Source organism: Pleurocapsa sp. PCC 7327 (assembly GCF_000317025.1).
Lineage (GTDB): Bacteria > Cyanobacteriota > Cyanobacteriia > Cyanobacteriales > Microcystaceae > Hydrococcus.
The window spans coordinates 341,487-364,863 of sequence record NC_019689.1 but is presented as its reverse complement, the minus strand read 5'-3'; the positions used below and the strand labels follow the sequence as shown (position 1 = coordinate 364,863).

The window sequence follows — 23,377 nt, the reverse complement described above, 5'->3', positions numbered from 1 at the left end:
ATCAGGATGAATTTGTCTGCGTTTGGTTATTAGTAATCGAGCAAGACTTATCATAATGGTGGAAAAATTTCTATGATAGGAGTATAGTTGCCCTTCATTTGCCATGGAAGCTATTTATATTCCGCAACTCCTCAAAGCGCTAGAGAGAAAAGAGACGCTACAGATCCAGGAATTTATTCCCGGTTTAGAGACTTTAACGCCCGTGCGGGGAAGCATGACAGTCAACCATCGAGGAAATTTTCTAGAAGTTTTTGCTAAGGCAGAGACGATTGTGACGTTGACTTGCGATCGCTGTTTGAAGCAGTACAACCATCGCCTGTCTCTCGATACTTCCGAAATTATCTGGCTTGATAAAAATGCCGACCAGGATAAAGCTATCCCCTTGGAACGGGAAATTTCGATGGAAGATTTGTCAGAAACACTGCCGTTTGATGGCTACTTTGAACCGGATACCTGGTTGTACGAACAGCTATCCCTGCTGCTGCCACTGCGACAATTATGCAGTCAAGATTGTCAGCCAGCCGTCCCCACCTATTCTCAAAACGAACCTAGCATAGATACTCGCTGGGCATCCCTAGAAGCGTTGAGAAAGCAACTATCAGAGTAGATCGTTAGGTTTTAGATGGCCTTAGCTTGAAGCTGACAATCTTCCAAGGATTAATCTCAGATATTTTCTTTAATGGCTGTTCTAATAAATCGACGGGAGTCTCGCTTGCCCATTGCAGATCGCCCTTGAGGGAATATTTCACCGTTTTTCCATGGCATTCGTAACAGCGTAAAATCCAAGCATTTGGATCGTCTTCAGACTGTTTGAATGCCATTAAAATCAGATTTTCTGAATCCAAATCTAATAACTGACTCGTAGCAGGCAAAGAATGAGTCTTTTCCCTGTTATCTAGTTCGCATGAGAGAACTGTTAGCGGAACATTCAACTCATATCCGTAACGAACTGTCTTTGCTGCTTGCCAACTTCCCTGGTGAGGATAGATAGCGTAGGTAAATTGATGAGTGCCTTTATCTGCGTTAGGATCGGGCCATTGAGGACTGCGAAGTAAGGTGAGGCGTAACTGAACCGGTTGGCTATCGTAGCCGTATTTACAATCGTTGAGAAGACTAACACCGTATTCGCGATCGCCTAAATCTGCCCAGCGCAGGGCATAAACTTCCCATTTGGCTTTTTCGGCTGGGGTTTGAGGCTTGGTGGGACGTTTGATAGCCCCACAGGGAATTTCATAGGTTGCGAAGTCACTTTCTACGTTTAAAGGAAAAGCCGCTTTTACCAGGACGTGGGTTTCTTGCCAGTTTACCATTGTGGCGATTTTTAGAATAGGCGAGTTGGCATGAAGAACATAATCCTGACAAAATTCTGAGTTATTGAGTTGTTTGATAACCCGTATTCGCCACTGCAAGGGGCCGCATTCCAAATACTCAATAGATTTTAATCGTGCGGGCGGTAAGGGATGTTGAGCATAGTTGGGGTCGATATTCCAAGCATCCCAGTATTGACCTTTGTCTTCAAACGCTTGTAGTTGATTTCCTGCTCCTTTGAGAATTTCCCGTCGAGCGATTTTATCAAAGATGCTATTTAAGTCTCCGGTTTCGGGGTTGATAGTTACTCTAAGCTTCTCGTTTTCTAAAATAAAGTTTTGATGTGAGGTTAGGGGTTGGCGAGCGGTGGTTGGTTGTTGGCACGGACATAGCCAGAAGAGACGATAACCAACTGAGGGAATATTTTTGGCTAGAAAGAGAAGTTGACCGTCTGCCGATAACTGGGATAGAAGTTTTTGTCCTGCTAAATCGTAGATTTCCCAGTTACCTGAAGGAATGGAACAAACAACAACTTCAGATCGTTGCCAATTGAGAGAGTTAAAGATGATAATAGGTCGAGCGTTTGGGTGAGGCGGTGGAGGTAAGGTAATCTGGGAGGCGATCGCACTCAATGATCCATCTAATATTTTCTGCCCGACTCTTTTTACTTCTTGCCAAGTTTCATTCGCTTCGACAAATACTTCTGGAATAGACGTTCCGGGTAGAATATCGTGAAATTGATTAAAAAGTACTTTTTTCCAAGCGTCTTCTAGTTCGGTTTTGGAATAAGCTTGACCCAGAATAATTGTTGCTAAAGAAGCCCAAAGTTCTGCTTGATATAACAATCCCTCACAACGACGATTGTAGGATTTTTGATCCGCATGAGTCGTATAACAACCTCGATGGAATTCTAGATATAGTTCGTCGTTCCAAATGGGGATTGTCCTTTGTCCTTTGTCCTTTGTCATTGATTGTTTTTTAAATGACAAATGACCAATAACCAATGACAAATACTCAACTGCTTTCGCAAACTTTATCTGAGGGAAAAAAGGAGATTGCCGCCAGCGCCGCTGCACTTCTAACATATCTCGACTTGGACCTCCGCCGCGATCGCCTACGCCAGGAAGCCAAAAAGTATCTTTTAATCCTGTTTGACGTTCCCAATCAATGGCATAGTTCGCCATCGCAATCGGATTGGTATCCATCACTCCCATCACGTTGGGAGGAGACATCAGCGTTAATAACTGAGTTCCGTCGGGAGATTGCCACCAAAAAACGCCATGGGGAAACTTAGTCGTATCATTCCAGTGCAATTTTCCAGTAACAAAATATTCAATCCCGCTTTGCTTAAAGATTTGTGGGAGTTGCCAAGAAAAACCAAAACTATCTGGCAACCATGCGACTTGAGTAATTGCCCCAAATTTTTCTCTGATGTAGCGTTGACCGTACAGAAGTTGGCGAACGATAGATTCTCCAGAGGTTATGGTGACTTCCGGTTCGACCCACATCCCTCCTAAAACTTCCCAGGATTTAGCTTTAGCAGCCTCTTGAATCGCTTTAAAGAGGTCTGGACGATGTTTTTCTATCCAGGCATAAAGAGCGGGGCTAGTGTGGCAAAACGTGAGTTCGGGAAAATCTTGTTGTAAATTGAGAACCGATTCAAAGGTGCGTTGGGCAACTTCCCAGGTTTCGCTAGTCGTCCACAGCCAAGCCATGTCAAGATGGGCGTGACCGAGTAGATGGAAGCAACGTTTTTTTATGGATGCGGCAAGGGGTTGAAGGGTTTGACGCAGAGTTGACAAACAGCGATCGAATTTTTCTGCATCACAGACAACATTCCAGTCAATCTGTTGTATGGCTGTTGCAAGAGCGTTTAATTTTTCAGGTTCAAATGTTTCTAAATATTTATGCAGTACCGTCAATTCGTCGGCAACAAAACCGGGTTCGATGGGATTTTGGTTTTTTTCATAGATTAATTGCGATCGCATTAATGCCCCAATATCGTGTCCGGGACTGACTAAGCGCAAAGCAACAGTGATTTTTTCTCCGGGTTTGGCTGAAGGGGTAAGGAGAAGTCGTACAGAGGAATCGAATAAATCGCCTTCTTGTACTAATTTGCCGTTAATGAAAATTTGCGCTTGTTCTGCCCACCAAGTCAAAACTAGTCGCAATACCAGTCCTTCTAGCGGATAGCCTTGTAGGTCTTGGGGAATAATAAATTGCTGCACTAACCATTGTACTTGACGACCCGACGACCAGCAGAGGTATCCTTTTTCGTTAGGCTGAGCGAGTTGCCAATTGGAGGGATCGATCGCCTCAACCGATAAATCTTCGCTAGCATAACGCCAGCTAGTCTGTACGTCAATCTGTGTTAGTTGGCGCAGCTTTTCTTGCGTTTGAGCGATTGTTACTAAGATAGAGTCAGACAAGTCGATCCAGCATAGCGATTAATATAGTAAATTTTAGCTCCTATTAACCGATCGCCGCTCGAAGATGGCACGTCAGCGCTCCAAATTCGATCTTCCTACAAAGATTTGCCCCGTCTGCGGGCTATCTTTTACTTGGCGCAAAAAGTGGGCAAAATGTTGGGATAATGTCAAATATTGTTCGGAACGTTGTCGCAGACGGCGATCGCCAGCCGAGCAATAATGTCTTAATTTGCTCTTAATTTGCATCGTCTGTTACATAAACCGATTGGCTCGTTAAAAACTTGTGAGTGTTTGTCGATCGATGATAATAGGATCGAGCAGAAAAAAATAGCTAAACGATCTTTAATGTAAGCTATGAGCGATACAGTCTTCGGTAAGATTATAAGAAGAGAGCTTCCAGCAGATATTGTCTACGAGGATGAATTATCTTTGGCTATCCGAGATATAAACCCTCAAGCCCCAACACATATCCTTGTTATTCCTAAAAAGCCGATTCCTCAGCTAGATGCCGCTACTCCAGAGGATCGAGATTTACTGGGTCATTTACTGCTAACTGTTAAAAAAGTTGCAGAGCAAGTAGGACTGGGTAACGGCTATCGAGTGGTCATCAACAATGGTCATGATGGCGGTCAAACCGTCTCTCATCTCCATTTACATATTTTAGGCGATCGCCAGATGAAATGGCCCCCCGGTTGAGAAAGGCATCGGGCAGAAGATGTTAACTTGACGAGCTTTTTCGGGCAATCTATAAGTGTAACATTAAACTCCCTTATCGATCGATAGCTACTCCGATGAAGACGATTCTAAGTGCCTTAGTTGTTGTATCGGGGGTTGTTCTGACTCCCCTAGCTGTCCGTCCTCAAGAACATTCAGGCTGTTTCATGCGCGGTTCCAATGGTCAGTTAGTTGACCTCGGATATGTCTGCGCAGACACTACCGTTCAACCTCAAACCTCTGCATCGGGAACGTTTCGCGTCCCAATTAAACGCCGAGATGCTGGAATTCCCGTTATTGACGTGACATTTAATGGAAAACAACGCTTCGAGATGCTCTTAGATACCGGGGCAAGCGCGACGACAATTAGTCCCGAAATGGCTAAAGCACTTGGCGTTAACATAGATAGAGAAATCCCCGTAGCAACTGCTGGTGGAGTCGTTCAAGCGGGTATAGGACGCGTTGCTTCAGTTCAAGCTGGCGGAATGGTTATTAGAGACTTAGATGTCCTAGTTTCTCCCCATCTTCCCATAGGACTTCTGGGACAAAATTTCTTTGGCGGTCACGATGTAACGATTAGAGATAGCGTAGTCGAGTTGCATATCCGCTAAGATTACATCGCCTATCAAATAAAAGAGGTGACGCAGAAACGCATCACCTCGCTCGTCGTGCTTACACTATAGCTTTTTCGTTTTAGTAACGGCTGGAATTAGGCTTGTGAACGATAAAGCTCATCGTTTGGCACTGCTTAATGTTGTCAAAGCCAATGACGCGAATGTAGCAGTTGGAATACTCAGCACGGCATTCGCGCACTTCATTAAGAACTTCTTGGGGAGAAGTCGCACTAAATAGCGGCAACTTCCACAAAGTCCAGTGGTGATCGCTAGGTTGGGGATTTTCTTCAAACTCAACCGCAGGAATATATCCCTGGTCTAACATGTACTGGATCTGCTTGGCAATTTGCTGATCCGTCATGGGAGGCAAATAGGAGAGAGTTTCGTAACGGCGCTCTTTGGGTAATGTTTTCATGGGTTCTGTCTTTCTATCAATCTAAAATCTATGGTTGTGAGTCTGAAGATTCGTTTGGCTCCGAATCGGGGGATTCTGAATGAGGCCTTGAAGTGGTAGATTGGGTCTGAGTAAGGCGTTCCAATAACTGGCGACGGCGTTCCATATTCGCCTGACTAATACCCGTACGTACCATTTCTGGCAGGAAGTCTAATACGGTTTCAGCAAGGTGTTCTCTTACCGTCATGATCCGCAAGACTAATTCCTTGTTTTCTGCCATCAAGCCTTCAAGGTAAGCCTCGCTATCCTGAATGTTATTAGTAGAGGAATACTGCGAGAGCCAAATTGCCTGAGTCGGATTCGTTTCCGATAACTGATCGATGATGGTACGAACTGCTTGGTAAGTCAGGTAACTCTGTAAAACTTTTGCCGTATCGCGAGCAATTTTTTTAGGATACATTAATGCCTACCTGTCCCAACAGGGCTGTGTTGTTAGTTATGAAAGATTTGTTTTCCTTCAAAACTAACAATCATCTAAGGATTAGAGTGTATCCACTGCCTCAAACTCGAACTTGATTTCCTTCCACAGTTCGCAAGCAGCAGCGAGTTCGGGAGACCAGCGAGCGGCTTCGCGGATCACGTCGTTACCTTCGCGAGCTAGCGAACGACCTTCATTACGAGCTTGAATACAAGCCTCCAAAGCCACGCGGTTAGCCGTTGCACCAGGTGCGTTCCCCCAGGGGTGTCCGAGCGTACCGCCGCCGAATTGGAAGCAAGCATCATCGCCGAAGATTTCTACCAGCGCAGGCATATGCCATACGTGAATACCGCCAGAAGCGACGGGGAATACTCCAGGCATGGAAGCCCAGTCTTGGGTGAAGAAGATCCCGCGAGCGCGATCTTCTTCGATGTAGTCTTCGCGCATCAGATCGACGAAGCCCATCGTGATACCGCGTTCGCCTTCGAGTTTACCAACGACAGTACCGGAGTGCAGGTGATCGCCACCAGACATGCGCAAGCACTTCGCCAATACGCGGAAGTGAATGCCATGGTTTTTCTGACGGTCGATTACGGCGTGCATCGCACGGTGGATATGAAGCAACAAACCGTTATCGCGGCAGAACTTCGCCAGGGTAGTATTAGCGGTGAAACCACCCGTGAGATAGTCGTGCATGATAATGGGCGTGCCGATTTCCTTGGCGAATTGCGCCCGCTTGAGCATTTCTTCGACTGTAGGAGCCGTTACGTTGAGGTAGTGACCCTTGATTTCGTTGGTTTCGGCTTGGGCTTTTTCGATCGCCTCTTGTACGAAGAGGAAGCGATCGCGCCAGCGCATGAAGGGTTGAGAGTTGATGTTTTCGTCGTCTTTGGTTAAGTCTAAGCCGCCGCGCAGACACTCGTAAACGGCACGACCGTAGTTTTTAGCCGATAGACCCAGTTTGGGTTTAATGGTACAGCCGAGTAGAGGGCGACCGTATTTGTTCAACTTATCTCGCTCTACAGTAATACCATGAGGAGGACCTTGGAAGGTTTTCAGATAGGCAACGGGAATGCGCAGGTCTTCTAGGCGCAAGGCACGTAGCGCTTTGAATCCGAAAACGTTACCAACGATAGAGGTCAGCATGTTGGTGACTGACCCTTCTTCAAATAGATCTAAAGGATAGGCGACAAAGCAAAAATACTGATTATCTTCGTTGGGAACTGGCTCGATGTCGTAGCAACGACCTTTATAGCGATCGAGGTCGGTCAAGTTGTCCGTCCAAACCGTCGTCCAAGTTCCGGTGGAAGATTCTGCCGCTACTGCCGCTCCTGCTTCTTCAGGAGGAACGCCAGGTTGGGGCGTTACGCGGAAACAGGCAAGAACATCAGTATCTTTAGGGGTGTAGTCGGGAGTATAGTAAGTCAGGCGGTAATCCTTTACACCAGCCTGGAACCCTTTTGATTTGGCTTGTACCATTAGGTCATTCCTCCATAAATGTCATTTGTATTTCTCACTCTTTAAGGTCGAGCGCCGGGGTGCGATCGCCACGGTCTCTCTGAGAAATTCTTTATAGTAAACTCTTAAGCTTCTAGAAAATTCTGAAGCCAACCATCCAGTTTGACTATCTGTTTTTCGAGTTCTCATCTTAACATAAATTTTAGATTATTCAGACAAAATTTTTTCTGATTTTTTTAAATTTCTGATTAGAAAATTTTTTCAGGTCTATTAATTCAGCTAATCGCAATTTTTCTTTGTTAAAAAAATTAATAAAACGTTATCTATCAATACTTGAGCATTAAGATTTTTGTCTAAAAACTGATCGACAATAGAAGCCCTATCGCTCTCAAGCTACTGTTCAGAGCGCAAAAAGCTTTATTCAATTGTTTCCTTTAGTTTAATTACTCACTCACAGTTTTGATAATTTTCTCGCTCTTTAACTTTGTTGATTTTTTGAAGAAAAACTTTTTTATTCTTCAATTATCTTTATGGGTAAAGTTAACTAAAAATAACACTAATTGTCTCTCAAAATCTAGCTTTAGAGAAGTTCTTGGAATAGCTCCAGAATTTTTGCAAAAAATGGCTATAAATCTCTCTAATCTTTATCTGGTTGAGAGCGCTTAAAAGAGTTGCGTTCTGGAAAAAGCGATACCAATAGCTGGTTGATATATACTTGACCGATAACGGGAGGCTTTGAGGTCTGGGAAGACGATTCGGGCTTAGTCTGGTGAGTATCGACTTCAACGGTTGATTCTACAGCGGACTTACCACTTTCTACTTCAGAAGGCGATTTAGTTTTCTCTGGACGTTCCTCGCTCTCCAATTTCCTTTTCGGTTTGAGGGGAGATTTCTTGGATTCCTGTACTGAAGTAGAGGAGTTGTTATCAGCTACTGACGTTTTCAAGTTATCTGTCTGGGCTTCTACAACAATAGCGACCTGACGAGAAGGATCTCCAATTAAGGAACCCGCTGGAATCACAGCCATCTTATCTACGGAGGCGTTAAAGATAGTTGTTGCCGAACCAATACAGGCGTTGCTGCCAATTTTAACTCGACCGATCGTCAACACTCCCGCTCCCAAAACGGCACCCTCTCCCACTTCGATCTCGCCATGGCAAGCATTAAGAACAGTGCCCATACCAACGCAGACTCCGGCTCCAATGACAATCCGGCTATTGGGAGCGGCGTTGAGGATAACGCCTGGAGCAACTACCGCACTCTCGTGAATAGTGACATCCCCACTCACATAAAATTCTGAATAACTGACAGGTTGTAAGGGCGGTAAATGCATACTTGGTAAAGGAAAAAGGAATAAGGAAAAAGGAAAAAAGAAATACTTTTGCCTTTTTCCTTTTGCCCTTTTACTTTGTTATGGGCGTTGAATAACGGTTTCCAGTACACGCCGCTTAGCTTTGGGGTCGATGCCAATTAAGCGGACGTATTCGCCTTGGTGTTCGCTCAGGCAAGCTTCCAGAGCAGCAACGACCTCAGATTCGCGATTGCTCTCGATGGGAGCGCAACTCTGCCAAGAACTTGTTCTGAAGCGGCGTTTATCGGCGTGTTCGGTGCCGATTTTATAGCCTTGCATCAAAAGGGAGCGCACTTGGGAGATGGTTTCGGCATCTAAGCTACTGCTAACTTTTACATTCGCACTATTTGATGTGCTGTAGCTGGAGTCGCTAGAAGTTGAGGCTGCTGTTGTAGAGTTGTAACCGTTTTGAGCGCTATCTCCTGGGCGTTGAATGATAGTTTCCAGTACGCGCCGTTTTGCCTTTGGATCGATGCCCAGCAAGCGGACGTATTCGCCTTGGTGTTCGCTCAGACAAGCTTCCAGAGCAGCAATGACCTCAGATTCGCGATTGCTCTCGATGGGAGCGCAACTCTGCCAAGAACTTGTTCTGAAGCGGCGTTTATCGGCGTGTTCGGTGCCGATTTTATAGCCTTGCATCAAAAGGGAGCGAATTTGGGCAATTGCTTCGGCACTCAAGCCGCCGTTACTGGTGGCAACACCAGCTTTAGTGCCGTTGCTAGCTCCCCTGACTGACGAGCCATTTGAGCTAATGCTTGCTGTTTCGCCGGGTCTTTGAATAATTAATTCTAAAACGCGCCGTTTGGCATTGGGGTCGATTCCTACCAGACGCACGTATTCTCCTTCATGCTCGCTCATCGTTGCTTGTAAGGCACGGATAGCCTCCGATTCCTGTCTGGCATCGATGGTAGAACCCGTCAGCCAAGAGCCAGTCTTGAAACGACGTTGGTCGGCAAATTCAGTGCCGATTTTGTAGCCTTGGTTAAGTAGCGATCGCACGTGAGACGCTATATCGCCGCTGATACTTCCGTTGCCGTCCCCCGATCTGACGGCCGTTCCGTTAGTTGCCGCCTTGTAACTGGTTGTTTTAGCGCTAGCAACGGGAGCGGGCGCATCTCCAGGGCGTTGAATAATCATCTCTAATACGCGCCGCTTGGCTTTGGGATCGATACCGATCAAGCGCACGTACTCGTCTTCATACTCGTTTAGGTAAGCATTCAACTCTTGCATAACTTGGTCTTCGCGCTTACCTGAAATCGTGCCGCAGGTGAGCCAAGAGCTAGTCTTGAAGCGGCGCTTGTCTGCGTGTTCCGCACCGATGGTATAGCCTTGAGACAACAAGGAACGTACCTGTGCTCTGATATCCGAACTTAAACCCATACTCTCCATTGAATTTATATAGTTAGTTTCATTAGTGTCTTGTTCAGATCGCTTTAGCTGTTGCCGAATGGGAGCAATACAAGCAGCACTTTCCGCACATTGATACCCTTCTCGCAGGGCGTCGTTAACTTCCACCACGTGATAGACAAAAGCGCGATCGCTCTCCTGCACGTCCGGCAGTCGATCTGCCTGTTGCTGGTTGACAATCGTCGCCCCCGATGGAACGTATTTTCCTGGCGGAATTTCCACATCTTGAATCAAGGCGTGCATCATAACGATACAGCCTTCGCCTACTCTGGCATTAAACACCGTCGAGCGAAAGCCGATAAAACAGCGATCGCCGACGTAAGCTGGTCCGTGAATCAATGCCATGTGAGTAATACATGCCTGTTTGCCAATCCAGACCGAATACTCTCTGCCATCATCCCCGACAACCCGTCCTTTTTCTAAACCGTGAATGACGACACCATCTTGAATATTTGTGCCTTCGCCGATATAAAATGGCGTTCCTTCATCGGCGCGAATGGACGTTCCGGGAGCGATTAACACGTTGGCATTGACCTTGACATCCCCGATCAAATTCGAGAAGGAATGTACGTAGGCGCTTTCATCTATTTGCGGTTCAGCTAAACTTTTCGACCAAGGAGTCGGGGGAGCCGCCTTAGTGCGGACTACCATTTTTACTCATTCCTCCCAATGTCACTTATCAGTGGTAAAGACGCGCTCTTATCGCGTCCGTGTCTGTACATTAGTTGCCCATTGTCAATTACCAGTTGTTAGGATTTGGAGTTCCCAATTAAGAACGATAACTCCAAGCTTGTATTGGTCACTGAGCGCCGAGTGCCAGTCTTCTATATTCGTCTTTTTTGCTGTAAAGTAGGCGATTTTCTACCGTTATCGTATCGATAATTCCAACCACCATTGCATCTAGCGGACGACTTTCGCAGTCACTCTCAATGCGGGCTGCGCCGCCTCTGGAAACTAGCACCCATTCATCAATCCCTGCGCCTACCGTATCTCCGGCGACCTCATATTTAGGGAGAAGTTGTCCGTCGGCATCGATAAACTGCAACAGCAAGAGCTTCATTCCCGTCAGACTGCGGGTTTTTTGGGTGCTAACAACCGTGCCCCGAACTTTAGCAATTTGCATTCCTAGTTCAGTTGCTCTATACTCTTCTCAGCGGTTGGGGATTAACACTCTCACGAAACTGCTCTACTGCTTCGGTATAGCGAATTGGCAGCACGTATTCCAAGTTTTCATGAGGACGAGCAATGATATGGTGAGAAAGAACTTCTCCGCCCCTGACTCGCTTAGCATTTTGGATGCCTGCGGATACAGAAGCCTGCACTTCAGAAACGTCGCCTCGAACAATTACCGTAACCCGACCGCTGCCGATTTTTTCATAACCGACTAAGGTGACGCGGGCAGCTTTAACCATCGCGTCGGCTGCTTCTACGACGGCTGGGAAACCCAAGGTTTCCACCATTCCAACTGCAATTGACATAAATCTCTACTCCAGAATCTTTGTTGTTTGTCATTTATCCTTTGACTAAGGACGAATGACCAATAATTAATGACTAATGACTAAATCTAATACGTTCGGAACTGCTCCACTTCTTCTGTATAGCGAATTGGCAGCACGTACTCTAGGTTTTCGTGGGGACGAGCGATAATGTGAGTAGAGAGAACTTGACCGCCATTAACGCGATTAGCTGCATCGATTCCTGCGGAGACTGAAGCTTGCACCTCAGAAACATCTCCGCGAACGATAACCGTCACGCGACCGCTACCAATTTTTTCATAACCCACTAAAGTCACGCGGGCAGCTTTAACCATCGCGTCGGCTGCTTCTACAACGGCTGGAAAACCTAGAGTTTCAATCATTCCTACTGCAATTGGCATTTTTGATTTCCTCGCTTATCAAGCCAAATTAAACCGATTTACAAACTGAAATAAGTAAGCAAAAACAAATTCCTACCTTGCTTCTTTTCCAACTTGGGAAGGACAACGATCGACTCCGGCTTCTTTTAGGGCTGCGGCGGACCGAGCCGCTACTAGCTCCGATCGCTGATATGCCTTACGTCTGAACTATCCCACTCCACTTAGCTGGTTGAAAAACTTGACGGGATTGGCTAACTTATCAGCCCTTAAAATCAAGCATAGGAAACCTTGTTCCCTTTGACAATATAAATCGCGATGATATTTTTTAATATTATAGTTAATAAAAGTTAATCCTAAGGATTGATTGGACTCTATCAAGCCATCGCAAGCAGAAAACTCCTTGAGGGGTTAAGACTGTTTTATAATCTTTTTATACTAATCGATTTAGAAAACAGGACTTAGATCGGCAAAAGTAATGCAGGATAAGGGTTTGACTATTGTCTCGATCGGGCGAAGCAATAAGTCTATTTTCGCAAAATTTATCTAGAGAGACGATTCTTCTATCCCAAAGAGAGTTTCTTCAGATTTGCTAGGTAATCATACCGAACTGATTCGGTATGATTAGAAAAAATTACCATTCTCATAAGATTATCTATTGAGTTAAAAAGTTTATGGCTTAATCTCTAAGGTTAGGCTAAATTAAGCAACTCAATTGACGTAACACTTTTTAGAACGGCAATACAGATCGAATCAAAAAACCGCTTAAGCGGGTGTTTTTCTCGCTTTGAGTCCAAGGGCAATTTTAATGAGCGATTTCCTTCTCGAACATTGTTGGTTTATTCCTTTTTACAGCTTGATAGGCTCTTTTTTAACGCTGCCATGGTCGATGAGAATCGTTCGTCAGACGGGACCCCGACCAGCAGCCTACCTCAATTTATTGATGACAGCTATCGGCTTTGTGCACGGCTCGATAGCCTTTTATTTCATTTGGCAACGACAGACAGAACAATTAGTTTTTCACTGGCTTCAAGTTGCAGACTTAAATCTGACCTTGTCGATAGAGCTGTCTCCCGTCAGTCTGGGAGCATTAGAAGTAGTCACGGGTATCAGCTTGCTAGCGCAAATCTATGCTCTCGGCTATATGGAAAAAGACTGGTCGTTGGCTAGATTCTATAGTCTGATGGGCTTCTTTGAAGCGGCACTAGGGGGCATTGCTTTAAGCGACTCTCTCTTTCTCAGTTATGCTCTCCTGGAAATGCTCACCTTGTCTACATACTTGTTAGTGGGCTTCTGGTATGCACAACCTTTAGTCGTCACTGCCGCCAGAGATGCCTTTTTAACCAAACGAGTCGGAGACATTATTTTGCTGATGGGATTAGTGGCACTTTCTAGTTACGGCGCTGGGCTTTCTTTCTCCCAACTCGAAAATTGGGCGTCTACTTCGCCGTTAGCGCCACTGACAGCAGCGCTGGTAGGACTATCTCTGATTGCAGGACCGACGGGGAAATGCGCTCAATTTCCCCTTAATCTTTGGCTGGATGAGGCAATGGAGGGACCGAACCCCGCAGGGATTATGCGAAATTCGATCGTCGTATCTGCTGGAGCATATGTATTGATTAAACTCCAGCCTGTATTTACTTTATCGCCCATTGCCTCAGATGCCTTAATCGCGATCGGTACGATCACGGCGATTGGCACGTCGTTAATTGCTCTCGCACAAATCGATATCAAGCGAACGCTCTGCCATTCTACGAGCGCTTATTTGGGGTTGGTCTTTATTGCGGTAGGGTTGGGGCACGTAGACATTGCCTTTTTGCTGCTATTAACCCATGGGGTTGCTAAAGCCCTCTTATTTATGAGTGCGGGGTCGATTATTATGACTACCAGCAACCAAAATATTACAGAACTTGGCGGTCTGTGGTCGCGGATGCCCGCTACAACCTCTGCTTTCGTCGTGGGAGCTTCTGGTTTAATCGCGCTGATGCCGATGGGGATGTTTTGGACGTGGCAGCGTTGGTTGAATGGCTCTTGGAAAGTGGATTGGTGGTTGTTAGGGGTACTGCTATTCGTTAATTTCCTGAGTGCATTGAATTTGACTCGCGTCTTTCGTTTAGTGTTTCTCTCTCAAGCGCAAAGCAAAACCCGCAGAGCGCCAGAAGTGCCTTGGCCGATGGCATTACCAATGGTCGTTTTGACGGTTATTGTCCTACTGACTCCCTTAGCTCCGATTCGATGGCCGTTGTGGTTGAGTCCGACAACTCCCCTAGCCAATAGCGATCGCGCTATTTTTCAATATGCAATCCCCTTATTGGTGGCATCGGGTTTATTTGGCTGTATTATGGGAGCTACCATGGAACTGCGTAGGTCATGGGCAAGACCGACGCAACTTTACCTGCGGTTTTTCCAAGATTTGTTTGCTTACGACTTTTACGTCGATAAAATTTATAATTTCACTGTAGTTTGGCTAGTAGCGTCGCTATCGAAATTAGCATCTTGGTTCGATCGCTACGTTATCGACGGAGTCGTTAACTTTGTCAGTCTGGCTACCATTTTTGGCGGCAATGCCCTTAAATACAACGTTTCCGGTCAGTCTCAGTTTTATCTGCTGACCATTGTGCTAGGCGTAAGTTTCTTGCTATGGTCGGTGCTTAGCGGTCAGTGGACGATCGTAACAAATTATTGGTCGTCGCTTCTCAGTCAATAATTAGCGGTTAGTGGATAGTAGTTAATAAGTCAAGGAGCGATTAACTACTAACGACTAGCAACCAATCAAACCATCATTTTTATAAGGAGATAAGTTAAAAGACAATGCTCAGTGCCTTAATCTGGGTGCCTTTATTAGGAGCAGTACTAATTGCATTTTATCCGGGGAAGCTAGAGGCTTTTCATACCAGGACGATAGCTTTGGCGATTGCCAGTTGCGTATTATTTCTGAATTTAGTTTTGGGATTTGAGTTCGATCCAACCAACCCCGACATTCAACTATCCGAATATCTTCCTTGGATTAGCTGGCTCGGTTTGAGTTACCATTTGGGAATTGATGGGCTGTCATTTCCTTTGATTTTCTTGAATAGCCTGCTGAGCTTAATTGCTATCTACAGCACGAGTCAGTCCATCCATCGACCCCGATTTTACTATTCTCTGTTACTTCTCCTCAGTAGCGGCATTGCTGGCGCTTTCTTGGCACAGGATTTACTGCTATTTTTCCTGTTCTACGAACTAGAAATTATTCCCTTATACTTCTTAATTGCCATTTGGGGAGGAGAACGCCGAGGCTATGCAGCGATGAAATTTCTTCTGTATACGGCGATTTCGGGTTTTTTGGTGCTAGTCTCTTTCTTAGGACTGGTATGGCTGACGGGAGCTTCTAGTTTTGATTATGCACCGTTGCGATCGCATACTTTACCCGTAGGGACGCAACTCCTCTTACTCGCCCCACTTCTGGTTGGTTTAGCGATCAAGATTCCGATTTTCCCGTTCCATACTTGGCTGCCAGATGCTCACGTGGAGGCCTCTACTCCGGTTTCTGTGCTGTTAGCCGGGGTATTGTTGAAGCTGGGAACCTATAGCTTGCTGCGGTTTGGCGTAGGGTTATTCTTAGATGCTTGGGCGATTTTAGCACCCGCTATGGCAACTTTAGCTGCAATTAGTGCATTATATGGGGCTTCCTGCGCGATCGCTCAACAAGACATGAAAAAAGTGGTTGCCTACTCCTCCATCGCTCACATGGCGTATATTCTTTTGGCGGCGGCAGCTACTACTCGCCTCAGCATCACCGCTGCAATTTTCCAAATGGTCAGTCACGGTTTGATTTCTGCTTTGCTGTTCTTGCTGGTAGGGGTAGTGTATAAAAAAACTGGAAGTCGCGATGTCTATTTCTTAAAAGGATTGCTTAACCCCGAACGGGGGTTGCCCATCGCTGGAAGTCTGATGATTTTGGGCGTGATGGCGAGTGCGGGAATTCCGGGAATGGCAGGATTTATTGCAGAATTTCTGGTCTTTCGAGGCAGTTTCCCCATTTTTCCCCTACAAACTTTGCTCTGCCTGATAGGTAGCGGGTTGACGGCAGTTTATTTCTTGCTGATGGTTAACCGCGTCTTTTTTGGTCGCCTTACCCCAGAATTATCTCAATTACCGCAAGTTTTGTGGTCGGAACGGATGCCTGCGATCGTTCTCGCCTTATTTATCGTTATTTTAGGCGTTCAGCCAAATTGGATGGTGCGTTGGAGCGAACCCCAGGCAGCGATCTTGTTGACTGGTACTGAAGACGCGATCGCCACTCAGATAATCGGCAATAATAACAGTAATTGATAACAAAATTCGATCCCCATCCCTAAAATAAGAGCCTGTCATGGTTAGCACTCAACTAGAGCCATCCAAACATCCCCTAGCCAAATATATCTATCGCCTAGAGTCAGGAGACGCGCTATTGAAAGACTCTCCTGAAAACGTCACCGAAGTGGTCGGCATTCTCAAAAGTTACGGGGTCGTGCTAGATGCCTATTCGCGCAATTTAATTTATATTGCCGAAAATCAGTTTTTGGTACTATTTCCTTTTTTCAAATATTTCAATGGAGAAATCACGTTTGCCAAGTTACTGCGTCATTGGTGGCACGATCGCATTAACTTCGAGTATGCCGAATACTGCATGAAAGTGATGTTCTGGCACGGCGGCGGCGGATTAGATGCCTATTGCGATACGCCAGCCTTTAGGAAAGCCGCAGAAAAAGTCATCCAAGCTAAATTCAGGGGCAATGTAGCGATGCTAGGACTACACAAAATCTTCCCGGAGTTTTTGCCCGAACAAATGCGGCAGATGGCTTATTATAGCGGATTGGGACAATTTTGGCGAGTGATGGCCGATATTTTTCTCAATCTATCAGATCGCTACGATCGCGGCGAAATTCAATCTATCCCGCAAGTAGTACAACACATCTTGGATGGTTTAGTCGCCGCTGCCAATAAACCGATTACTTATCAAGTTAAACTTAAAGGTCAGGTTTACGATCTGATTCCCAAATCGGCAGGCTTAACATTTCTTCCCGATACGGCAGTTCCTTATGTAGAGTCAGTATTTTTTAGGGGAACGCCCTTCCCCGGCACGATTTCTTACAATGCTCAAGCTTATCAAATTCCCTACGACCAAGAGATGTTTGCTTATGGGGCACTGTATGCCGATCCTTTGCCAACCGGAGGTGCAGGCATCCCGCCAACCTTGCTAATGCAGGATATGCGTCATTTTCTGCCGGAATATCTCCATGAAATCTACCGCCAGAGTTTCCGTAAAGAAGATGACTTATTAGTGCAAATTTGTCAAAGTTTCCAAAAGGCTATGTTTTGCGTGACGACAGCAGCCATTAAGGGATTGGCACCCTATCCATTAGATACTACCGATCCAGAAAAGAAAAAAGCCAATCGGGCTTATCTAGAAAGATGGATGAATCGCTTCAAGACTTCTCGGTTAGTAGATGCAAATAGCTAACAGGAGAGAAAAGTTGGAATAATTGAGTCGGGCGATCGCTTGATTTCTTATTTTGTCCTTTTCTACTTGTTTCCACAAGTTTGATAATTTAGAAAATTGATAGGATAGACTACCCTGGGTCTAAAAAGGAAAACGCATGGCACTCATTGTCCAAAAATACGGTGGAACTTCCGTTGGTTCGGTCGATCGCATTCAAGCAGTAGCCCGACGGGTACGGCAAAGCGTCCAAGACGGCAACGCAGTCGTCGTTGTCGTTTCTGCAATGGGAAAAACCACCGATGGTTTGGTCAACTTAGCCAAGCAAATTTCCCCTAATCCCTGTCGCCGGGAGATGGACATGCTTCTCTCGACTGGGGAACAGGTATCCATCGCGCTGATGAGTATGGCATTGCAGGAATTGGGACAGCCTGCCATTTCGCTAACGGGTGCCCAAGTTGGCATCGTCACCGAAGCCGAACACAGCCGTGCCAGAATCTTAGAAATCAAGACAAAACGTCTCCAGCACCATCTCGAACGAGGAAAAGTCGTCGTCGTAGCTGGTTTTCAGGGCATTAGCAGCATTGACGACCTAGAAATCACGACCCTGGGACGCGGGGGATCGGACACGTCAGCCGTTGCTTTGGCTGCCGCTTTAAAAGCCAATCTGTGCGAAATTTATACCGACGTTCCCGGCATTCTCACCACCGATCCTCGCATCGTACCACAGGCGAAGTTAATGGACGAAATTACCTGCGACGAAATGCTGGAGTTGGCCAGCTTGGGCGCAAAAGTTCTCCATCCGAGGGCAGTTGAGATAGCCAAAAATTACGGCGTGCCCCTAGTCGTCCGTTCGAGTTGGAGTGACGAACCGGGAACGAAAGTTATCTCGCCCATACCAAAACCTCGTCCCTTAGTCGGATTAGAAATTACCAAGACAGTCGATGCAGTCGGGTTCGACGCAGATCAGGCAAAAGTCGCGCTCCTACGAGTGCCCGATCGCCCCGGCATTGCAGCGCGGTTATTTGGCGAAATTGCCCGTCAAAACGTCGATGTCGATCTCATCATCCAGTCAATTCACGAAGGCAATAGCAACGACATTGCCTTTACCGTCGTCAAAGACATGCTCGTCAAAGCCGAAGCCGTAGCAGAAGCGATCGCCCCCGCTTTGCGCTCCCATCCGACAAATTCTGAAGAAGCCGAAGTCATGGTAGAAAAACGCATTGCCAAAATTTCCATCGCGGGGGCAGGCATGATCGGCCGTCCGGGGATTGCCGCCCGGATGTTCAAAGCCTTAGCCGAAGCAAACGTCAATATCGAGATGATTTCGACTTCCGAGGTAAAGGTGAGTTGTGTCATTGCTGAAGACGAGTGCGATCGCGCTATTAAAGCCTTGTGCGAAGCATTTGAAGTAGAAGATTCTCCCCTCCTCCCCCCAACCGTCGTTACCGAATCTGCCGACTCTCCACCCGTGCGCGGAGTCGCCTTAGATACCAATCAAGCACAAATTGCGATTCGTTACGTGCCAAACCGCCCCGGCATGGCGGCGCAAATTTTTGGAGCGCTTGCCGAGAAAAATATCAGCGTAGACACGATTATTCAGTCCCAACGCTGTCGCATCATTAACGGCACCCCCGCCCGCGACATCGCTTTTACCGTCGCCCAGGCAGACGCAGAAGCAGCACGGATAGCCCTAGAAGCCCTAGCTGCTAGCACGGGTTGCGGCGAAGTTAAGGTAGATACCAATGTGGCTAAAGTTAGCATTGTCGGCTCTGGAATGGCAGGACAGCCAGGGGTTGCGGCTCGATTTTTTGAATCTTTAGCCCAGCAGAACGTCAACATTCAAATGATTACTACCTCTGAAATTAAAATCAGTTGCGTAGTAACCAAAGAAGATGGTATTAAAGCCTTACAAGCCGTTCACGAAGCTTTTGGACTAGCAGGGCAAGATATCGTTCGAGTTCCTGCCTAACGAGAATTGTAATTTAGGTAGTGCGAAAGATCCTTTGCTTACACTCAGGACGCTTCGCGTCTTGCTCGCGATTTTTAAACACGCACTTTTCAAGACGCTCGTACTCACAAATCCGAGAAGATTGTCATAGCATACCATCATCGGCGAGTTGGAGATTTTCCAATTCTCACCTCGAACGGTTGTCTAAGTACCCGAACAGGTGCTACACCATAAAGATGTAATGTAGAATGCCCTGCTGAGCGATGAAAGACTTTTTTATCAATGTTTCTCGTTACCCGACCTATCTTCTGAGTCTGATTCTGGGAATTTTTATTGCTTTTTTTGACAGCTTAAAACCCTGGTTCAAAAATCCTGTAACGGCAATTGCAATCGTAGGGATATTAGCAGGCGGATTTGCCTTTATCGCCTTCACGCTCAGAGCCATGCTGGGGTTATCAGCAGCCTAGCCAATCGCAACCTGAAAGTCATTAGTTTTCCGAAACGAAAACCGCAAAATAACCGACAATAGACAAGGGATAATACCTAAAATTGCCCATAGTCAAAAAAAGGGGGCGAAAATTATGGCTGATAATCGTCGGGTTTCGCGCGTTTCTTCTCTAATCAAACGCGAAGTTAGCCAGATGTTGCTCAACGAGATCAAAGACGATCGCGTGGGCGCTGGTATGGTCAGCGTTACAGATGTCGATGTCTCTGGCGACCTGCAACATGCTAAAATATACGTCAGCATCTATGGCACAGAAGCGGCAAAAGCCGAGACGATGGCAGGATTGAAATCTTCTACTGCCTTCGTGCGCCGCGAACTCGGTCAGCGGATTAGACTGCGCCGAACGCCAGAAGTCGTGTTTGTCGAAGATCGTTCTCTAGAGCGAGGCGATCGCACCTTACATCTGTTAAACCAAATTCGCGACACTCATCGAGAAGAGGACGAAGAGATAGATAATCTTGAGCAAGAGGATTTAGGGTAACGCGCGCGACTAAAATCGTGAAAAATTCAAAGTTCAAAGTTTGAGGTAATTTTGAATTTTGAACTCTAAACTTTGAACTATTATGACTGACTATTTACCCGATTGGACGCAACTCTCTCTCAAGGAACAGATCGGACAAATGGTAGTGGTACGTGCCTCTGGCTATTTGTTCGACCGACAAATTCGCTATCCCGCTTGGGAACCGCCTGCTGCTAAGTTACGCTATTGGTTGCAGACGTTAAACCTGGGCGGGGTCATCTTATTAGGAGGTAGTGCTGCCGAAATTGCCCTGCGATCGCAACAGTTACAAAGTTGGGCGACGATTCCTTTATTCATTGGCGCGGATATTGAAGAAGGAGTCGGACAGAGCTTTGCGGGTGCGACATGGTTTCCGCCGCCGATGGCAATCGGAGCGATTGCCGAGCAAGATCGCGATCGCGCCAAATATTATGCTACCCAAATGGGCGCAATTACCGCTCAAGAAGCGTTAGCGATCGGCATTAATTGGATCTATGCTCCCGTTGCCGATGTCAATAACAATCCCGATAATCCAGTCATCAACGTTCGTTCGTTTGGGGATACGCCCGAACTCGTCGGTCAACTTATAACAGCTTTTATCGAAGGCGCAAAATCCTATCCCGTCCTTACCACCGCTAAACATTTTCCAGGGCACGGAGATACCGCTACCGACTCCCATCTAGATTTACCCGTCCTGCCTCATGCTGCCTCCCGACTGGCAGAAGTGGAGTTACCCCCCTTTCAAAGCGCGATCGCGGCAGGGGTAGATAGCATTATGAGCGCTCACTTACTCATCCCTGCTTGGGACTCAGATCGTCCTGCAACCCTTTCTCAACCCATTCTCACAGGTCAACTGCGACAACAGTTAGGGTTTGCCGGATTAATCGTCACCGATGCCCTGATTATGGGCGGCGTTGCTAACTATGCCTCGCCAGAAGAAGTTGCCGTGATGGCAGTCGAAGCGGGAGCAGATATTTTGTTAATGCCTGGAGATCCCGAAGTCGCAATTGAAGCAGTCGATCGCGCAGTGCGATCGGGACGTTTGAGCGAAGCAAAAATTCACGAATCCATAGAGAGAATTTGGCAAGCGAAACGAAAAATCCTCCGCGATAAGACAGAAAAAGAGTCTTTATTCTTTATTTCACAATTAGAACAACCTGCGGCAATTCAAACAGTCGATCGTATTTTGCGAGACTCGATGCAAGTGGGCGGTTCTTTGCCGCTAAAACCTTCTAGCGAGGAGAAGGGAAGAAATTTAATCGTAGTTGACGATCTGCTCAATTGCGATTTTTTAGATCGCCACACGCCAGCAGTTACCATTCCCAAACAACTCGGTTACGAGTTGCAATTAGTAGACCAAACCACCCTAAATTTTGTTGGCGACGATCCTAGAAAAACGCTGCTACAAGTCTTTATTCGGGCTAATCCCTTCCGAGGAATTGCCGGATTAACGCCTCAAGGAAGGGATTTTTATGAGAAATTGCTCCGGGGCGGTTCGATTCAAGGACTAATTATTTACGGCAGCCCCTATATTTTGGAGTGGTTTCGTTCTCAACTCCCGTCAGAATTACCTTGGATATTTTCCTACGGTCAGATAGAACGGGCACAAGCGATCGCAACTGAAGTTATGTTCGAGCCATCTAAGTTTGCTATCTCTGTTGCAAAAGACACATTTCAGTAAAATAAAGATTAAAAAAAATCAAAAGATTTAGCCTCCTATTATACTCACTTTTGAGGCTATTTTTTATCTGCATGTTTCTTAAAATTCACAGAAGTACAAAAACTCACCACACATAGAACTGCTGACTAATTGCGAACTGATAATTGCGAATTACTAAGTAATAACGGGAGTAGGATATATTCTCTCTAACCTCACCAGCAACATTACCCTGTTGGTACTCACCTATGGCATAATTGCAGGCATAGGAGTGGGAATGGCTTACGGCGTACCGCTTGCCATTTCAGCTAAGTGGTTTCCAGACAAGAAAGGACTAGCTGTTGGTTTGACAGTAATTGGTTTTGGTTTGTTTCCCCTAGTCACCGCTCCCATCGCCAAACAGCTCATTAATGCTTATGGGGTGCAACCAACTTTCATTATTCTAGGGATCGCCTTTACAGCAATCATATTGGTAATCTCGACTACTTTGAAGGCTCCTCCAACAGGATGGAAACCTGCGGGTTGGAATCCTCTCGAATCTGTAACGGCAAATGGGCTAGTACAGCGTAAGCCTATGCTCCAAACTCAGACATTCTATGGTCTTTGGCTATACTACACTATCGGGTCTTTTGTAGGATTGTCGGCGATCGGAATTACCAGCTCGGCAGCGCAGGAAATTATCGGACTAGATGCAAATACGGCAGCGAACACACTATCTCTGTTTGCGATATTTAACGGAGCAGGTCGTCCCTTCTTTGGTTGGCTGACCGATCGCACTAGTTCCAAAATAGCGACAATTGTTTCCTTCGTACCGATCGTCATTGGCTCGATTATGATGCTAAATGCCAGACAAGGGGAAGTACCGACTTATTTGGTTGCATTCTCCATATTTTTCTTCTGTCTTGGAGGGTGGCTAGCGATCGCTCCTAATTCAACCTTGAGCTTGTTTAGAGCAGAAGACTATGCAAAAAACTACGGTATTGTCTTTACTGCCTATGGAGCAGGCGCATTAGCAGGTACGCTCATAGCTGGTCGGATCAGAGATTTCTTTGGCTCTTACACTGCTTTCTTCTATCCTACAGCAGGCTTGGCAATGGTAGGAATTGTCTTAGCCGTCTTCATGCTCAAACGCACCCTTAAGGCAGCTTCTGTTCCTGAAACTCCAGCAGAACTGACGCACAGAAATTAGACATAGATCTTTTGAATAGAGACGCAAGCGATCGCGTTCCGTTTAACTCCGTCAGTTTATTACTCTCATCAGGCGAAAAACTGCCAGTTTACATGCAATTAGAATGCCGA

At 46.2% G+C, this 23,377-nt stretch carries 21 protein-coding genes; 12 read left to right on the top strand and 9 right to left on the bottom strand.

What is annotated here, in order from left to right:
- Positions 1-103 precede the first annotated feature (103 nt).
- Positions 104-607, top strand: coding sequence for a DUF177 domain-containing protein (locus tag PLE7327_RS01510; RefSeq protein ID WP_015142092.1), 504 nt, complete (start codon positions 104-106; stop codon positions 605-607).
- Positions 608-611: 4 nt separating this feature from the next.
- Here PLE7327_RS01510 and PLE7327_RS01505 read toward each other — a convergent pair whose 3' ends face one another.
- Positions 612-3,737, bottom strand: coding sequence for an alpha-mannosidase (locus tag PLE7327_RS01505; protein ID WP_015142091.1), 3,126 nt, complete (start codon positions 3,735-3,737; stop codon positions 612-614).
- Positions 3,738-3,801: 64 nt separating this feature from the next.
- On the opposite strand from PLE7327_RS01505, the gene PLE7327_RS23055 reads away from it, so the two are divergent.
- The 3 genes from PLE7327_RS23055 to PLE7327_RS01495 all read left to right on the top strand — a co-directional run bounded on the left by PLE7327_RS23055 (position 3,802) and on the right by PLE7327_RS01495 (position 5,062).
- Entirely contained in the window at positions 3,802-3,957 is a 156-nt protein-coding gene (locus PLE7327_RS23055) for a DUF2256 domain-containing protein (RefSeq protein WP_015142090.1), read from the top strand.
- Between the two features lie 134 nt (positions 3,958-4,091).
- The gene (locus PLE7327_RS01500) at positions 4,092-4,433 is read left to right on the top strand and encodes a histidine triad nucleotide-binding protein (RefSeq protein ID WP_015142089.1); all 342 of its coding nucleotides are present in this window, start codon (positions 4,092-4,094) and stop codon (positions 4,431-4,433) included.
- 95 nt (positions 4,434-4,528) lie between these two features.
- Complete coding sequence (locus PLE7327_RS01495) at positions 4,529-5,062, top strand: TIGR02281 family clan AA aspartic protease (protein ID WP_015142088.1); 534 nt, start codon at positions 4,529-4,531, stop codon at positions 5,060-5,062.
- Positions 5,063-5,144: 82 nt separating this feature from the next.
- Here the strand turns inward: PLE7327_RS01495 and PLE7327_RS01490 are convergent, their stop codons facing one another.
- The 8 genes from PLE7327_RS01490 to PLE7327_RS01455 form a co-directional block, all read right to left on the bottom strand.
- Positions 5,145-5,480: a ribulose bisphosphate carboxylase small subunit gene (locus PLE7327_RS01490; protein WP_015142087.1), complete on the bottom strand. Its 336-nt coding sequence runs from the start codon at positions 5,478-5,480 to the stop codon at positions 5,145-5,147.
- Between the two features lie 28 nt (positions 5,481-5,508).
- On the bottom strand, positions 5,509-5,919 hold the full coding sequence (locus PLE7327_RS01485; RefSeq protein ID WP_015142086.1) for a chaperonin family protein RbcX: 411 nt from the start codon (positions 5,917-5,919) through the stop codon (positions 5,509-5,511).
- An 81-nt stretch (positions 5,920-6,000) separates the two neighbouring features.
- Positions 6,001-7,416, bottom strand: coding sequence for a form I ribulose bisphosphate carboxylase large subunit (locus PLE7327_RS01480; RefSeq protein ID WP_015142085.1), 1,416 nt, complete (start codon positions 7,414-7,416; stop codon positions 6,001-6,003).
- 616 nt (positions 7,417-8,032) lie between these two features.
- Complete coding sequence (locus PLE7327_RS01475) at positions 8,033-8,728, bottom strand: hypothetical protein (RefSeq protein WP_015142084.1); 696 nt, start codon at positions 8,726-8,728, stop codon at positions 8,033-8,035.
- A 78-nt stretch (positions 8,729-8,806) separates the two neighbouring features.
- Positions 8,807-10,804 carry a ribulose bisphosphate carboxylase small subunit gene (locus tag PLE7327_RS01470; protein ID WP_015142083.1) on the bottom strand — a complete coding sequence of 666 codons (1,998 nt, stop codon included), beginning with the start codon at positions 10,802-10,804 and terminating at the stop codon, positions 8,807-8,809.
- A 148-nt stretch (positions 10,805-10,952) separates the two neighbouring features.
- Positions 10,953-11,276: a EutN/CcmL family microcompartment protein gene (locus tag PLE7327_RS01465; RefSeq protein WP_015142082.1), complete on the bottom strand. Its 324-nt coding sequence runs from the start codon at positions 11,274-11,276 to the stop codon at positions 10,953-10,955.
- Between the two features lie 16 nt (positions 11,277-11,292).
- The gene (locus PLE7327_RS01460) at positions 11,293-11,631 is read right to left on the bottom strand and encodes a carbon dioxide-concentrating mechanism protein CcmK (protein ID WP_015142081.1); all 339 of its coding nucleotides are present in this window, start codon (positions 11,629-11,631) and stop codon (positions 11,293-11,295) included.
- An 86-nt stretch (positions 11,632-11,717) separates the two neighbouring features.
- Positions 11,718-12,029: a carbon dioxide-concentrating mechanism protein CcmK gene (locus PLE7327_RS01455; RefSeq protein WP_015142080.1), complete on the bottom strand. Its 312-nt coding sequence runs from the start codon at positions 12,027-12,029 to the stop codon at positions 11,718-11,720.
- A gap of 784 nt (positions 12,030-12,813) precedes the next feature.
- Here PLE7327_RS01455 and PLE7327_RS01450 point away from each other — a divergent pair.
- The 8 genes from PLE7327_RS01450 to PLE7327_RS01415 all read left to right on the top strand — a co-directional run bounded on the left by PLE7327_RS01450 (position 12,814) and on the right by PLE7327_RS01415 (position 23,267).
- A complete protein-coding gene (locus PLE7327_RS01450; RefSeq protein ID WP_015142079.1) occupies positions 12,814-14,712 on the top strand; it encodes an NAD(P)H-quinone oxidoreductase subunit F in 1,899 nt (632 codons plus the stop codon).
- A 104-nt stretch (positions 14,713-14,816) separates the two neighbouring features.
- On the top strand, positions 14,817-16,319 hold the full coding sequence (locus PLE7327_RS01445) for an NADH-quinone oxidoreductase subunit M (RefSeq protein ID WP_015142078.1): 1,503 nt from the start codon (positions 14,817-14,819) through the stop codon (positions 16,317-16,319).
- 40 nt (positions 16,320-16,359) lie between these two features.
- Positions 16,360-17,490 (top strand): CO2 hydration protein, encoded by a 1,131-nt coding sequence (locus tag PLE7327_RS01440; RefSeq protein ID WP_015142077.1) that lies wholly within the window; start codon positions 16,360-16,362, stop codon positions 17,488-17,490.
- Positions 17,491-17,626: 136 nt separating this feature from the next.
- Positions 17,627-19,438, top strand: a complete 1,812-nt coding sequence (locus PLE7327_RS01435) for an aspartate kinase (protein WP_015142076.1) — start codon at positions 17,627-17,629, stop codon at positions 19,436-19,438.
- A gap of 242 nt (positions 19,439-19,680) precedes the next feature.
- Positions 19,681-19,884: a DUF751 family protein gene (locus PLE7327_RS01430; RefSeq protein ID WP_015142075.1), complete on the top strand. Its 204-nt coding sequence runs from the start codon at positions 19,681-19,683 to the stop codon at positions 19,882-19,884.
- A gap of 114 nt (positions 19,885-19,998) precedes the next feature.
- Entirely contained in the window at positions 19,999-20,403 is a 405-nt protein-coding gene (gene rbfA, locus PLE7327_RS01425) for a 30S ribosome-binding factor RbfA (protein ID WP_015142074.1), read from the top strand.
- An 82-nt stretch (positions 20,404-20,485) separates the two neighbouring features.
- Positions 20,486-22,102 (top strand): glycoside hydrolase family 3 N-terminal domain-containing protein, encoded by a 1,617-nt coding sequence (locus PLE7327_RS01420; protein ID WP_015142073.1) that lies wholly within the window; start codon positions 20,486-20,488, stop codon positions 22,100-22,102.
- A gap of 211 nt (positions 22,103-22,313) precedes the next feature.
- Positions 22,314-23,267, top strand: coding sequence for an MFS transporter (locus PLE7327_RS01415; protein WP_254658068.1), 954 nt, complete (start codon positions 22,314-22,316; stop codon positions 23,265-23,267).
- The last annotated feature ends 110 nt before the right edge of the window (positions 23,268-23,377 follow it).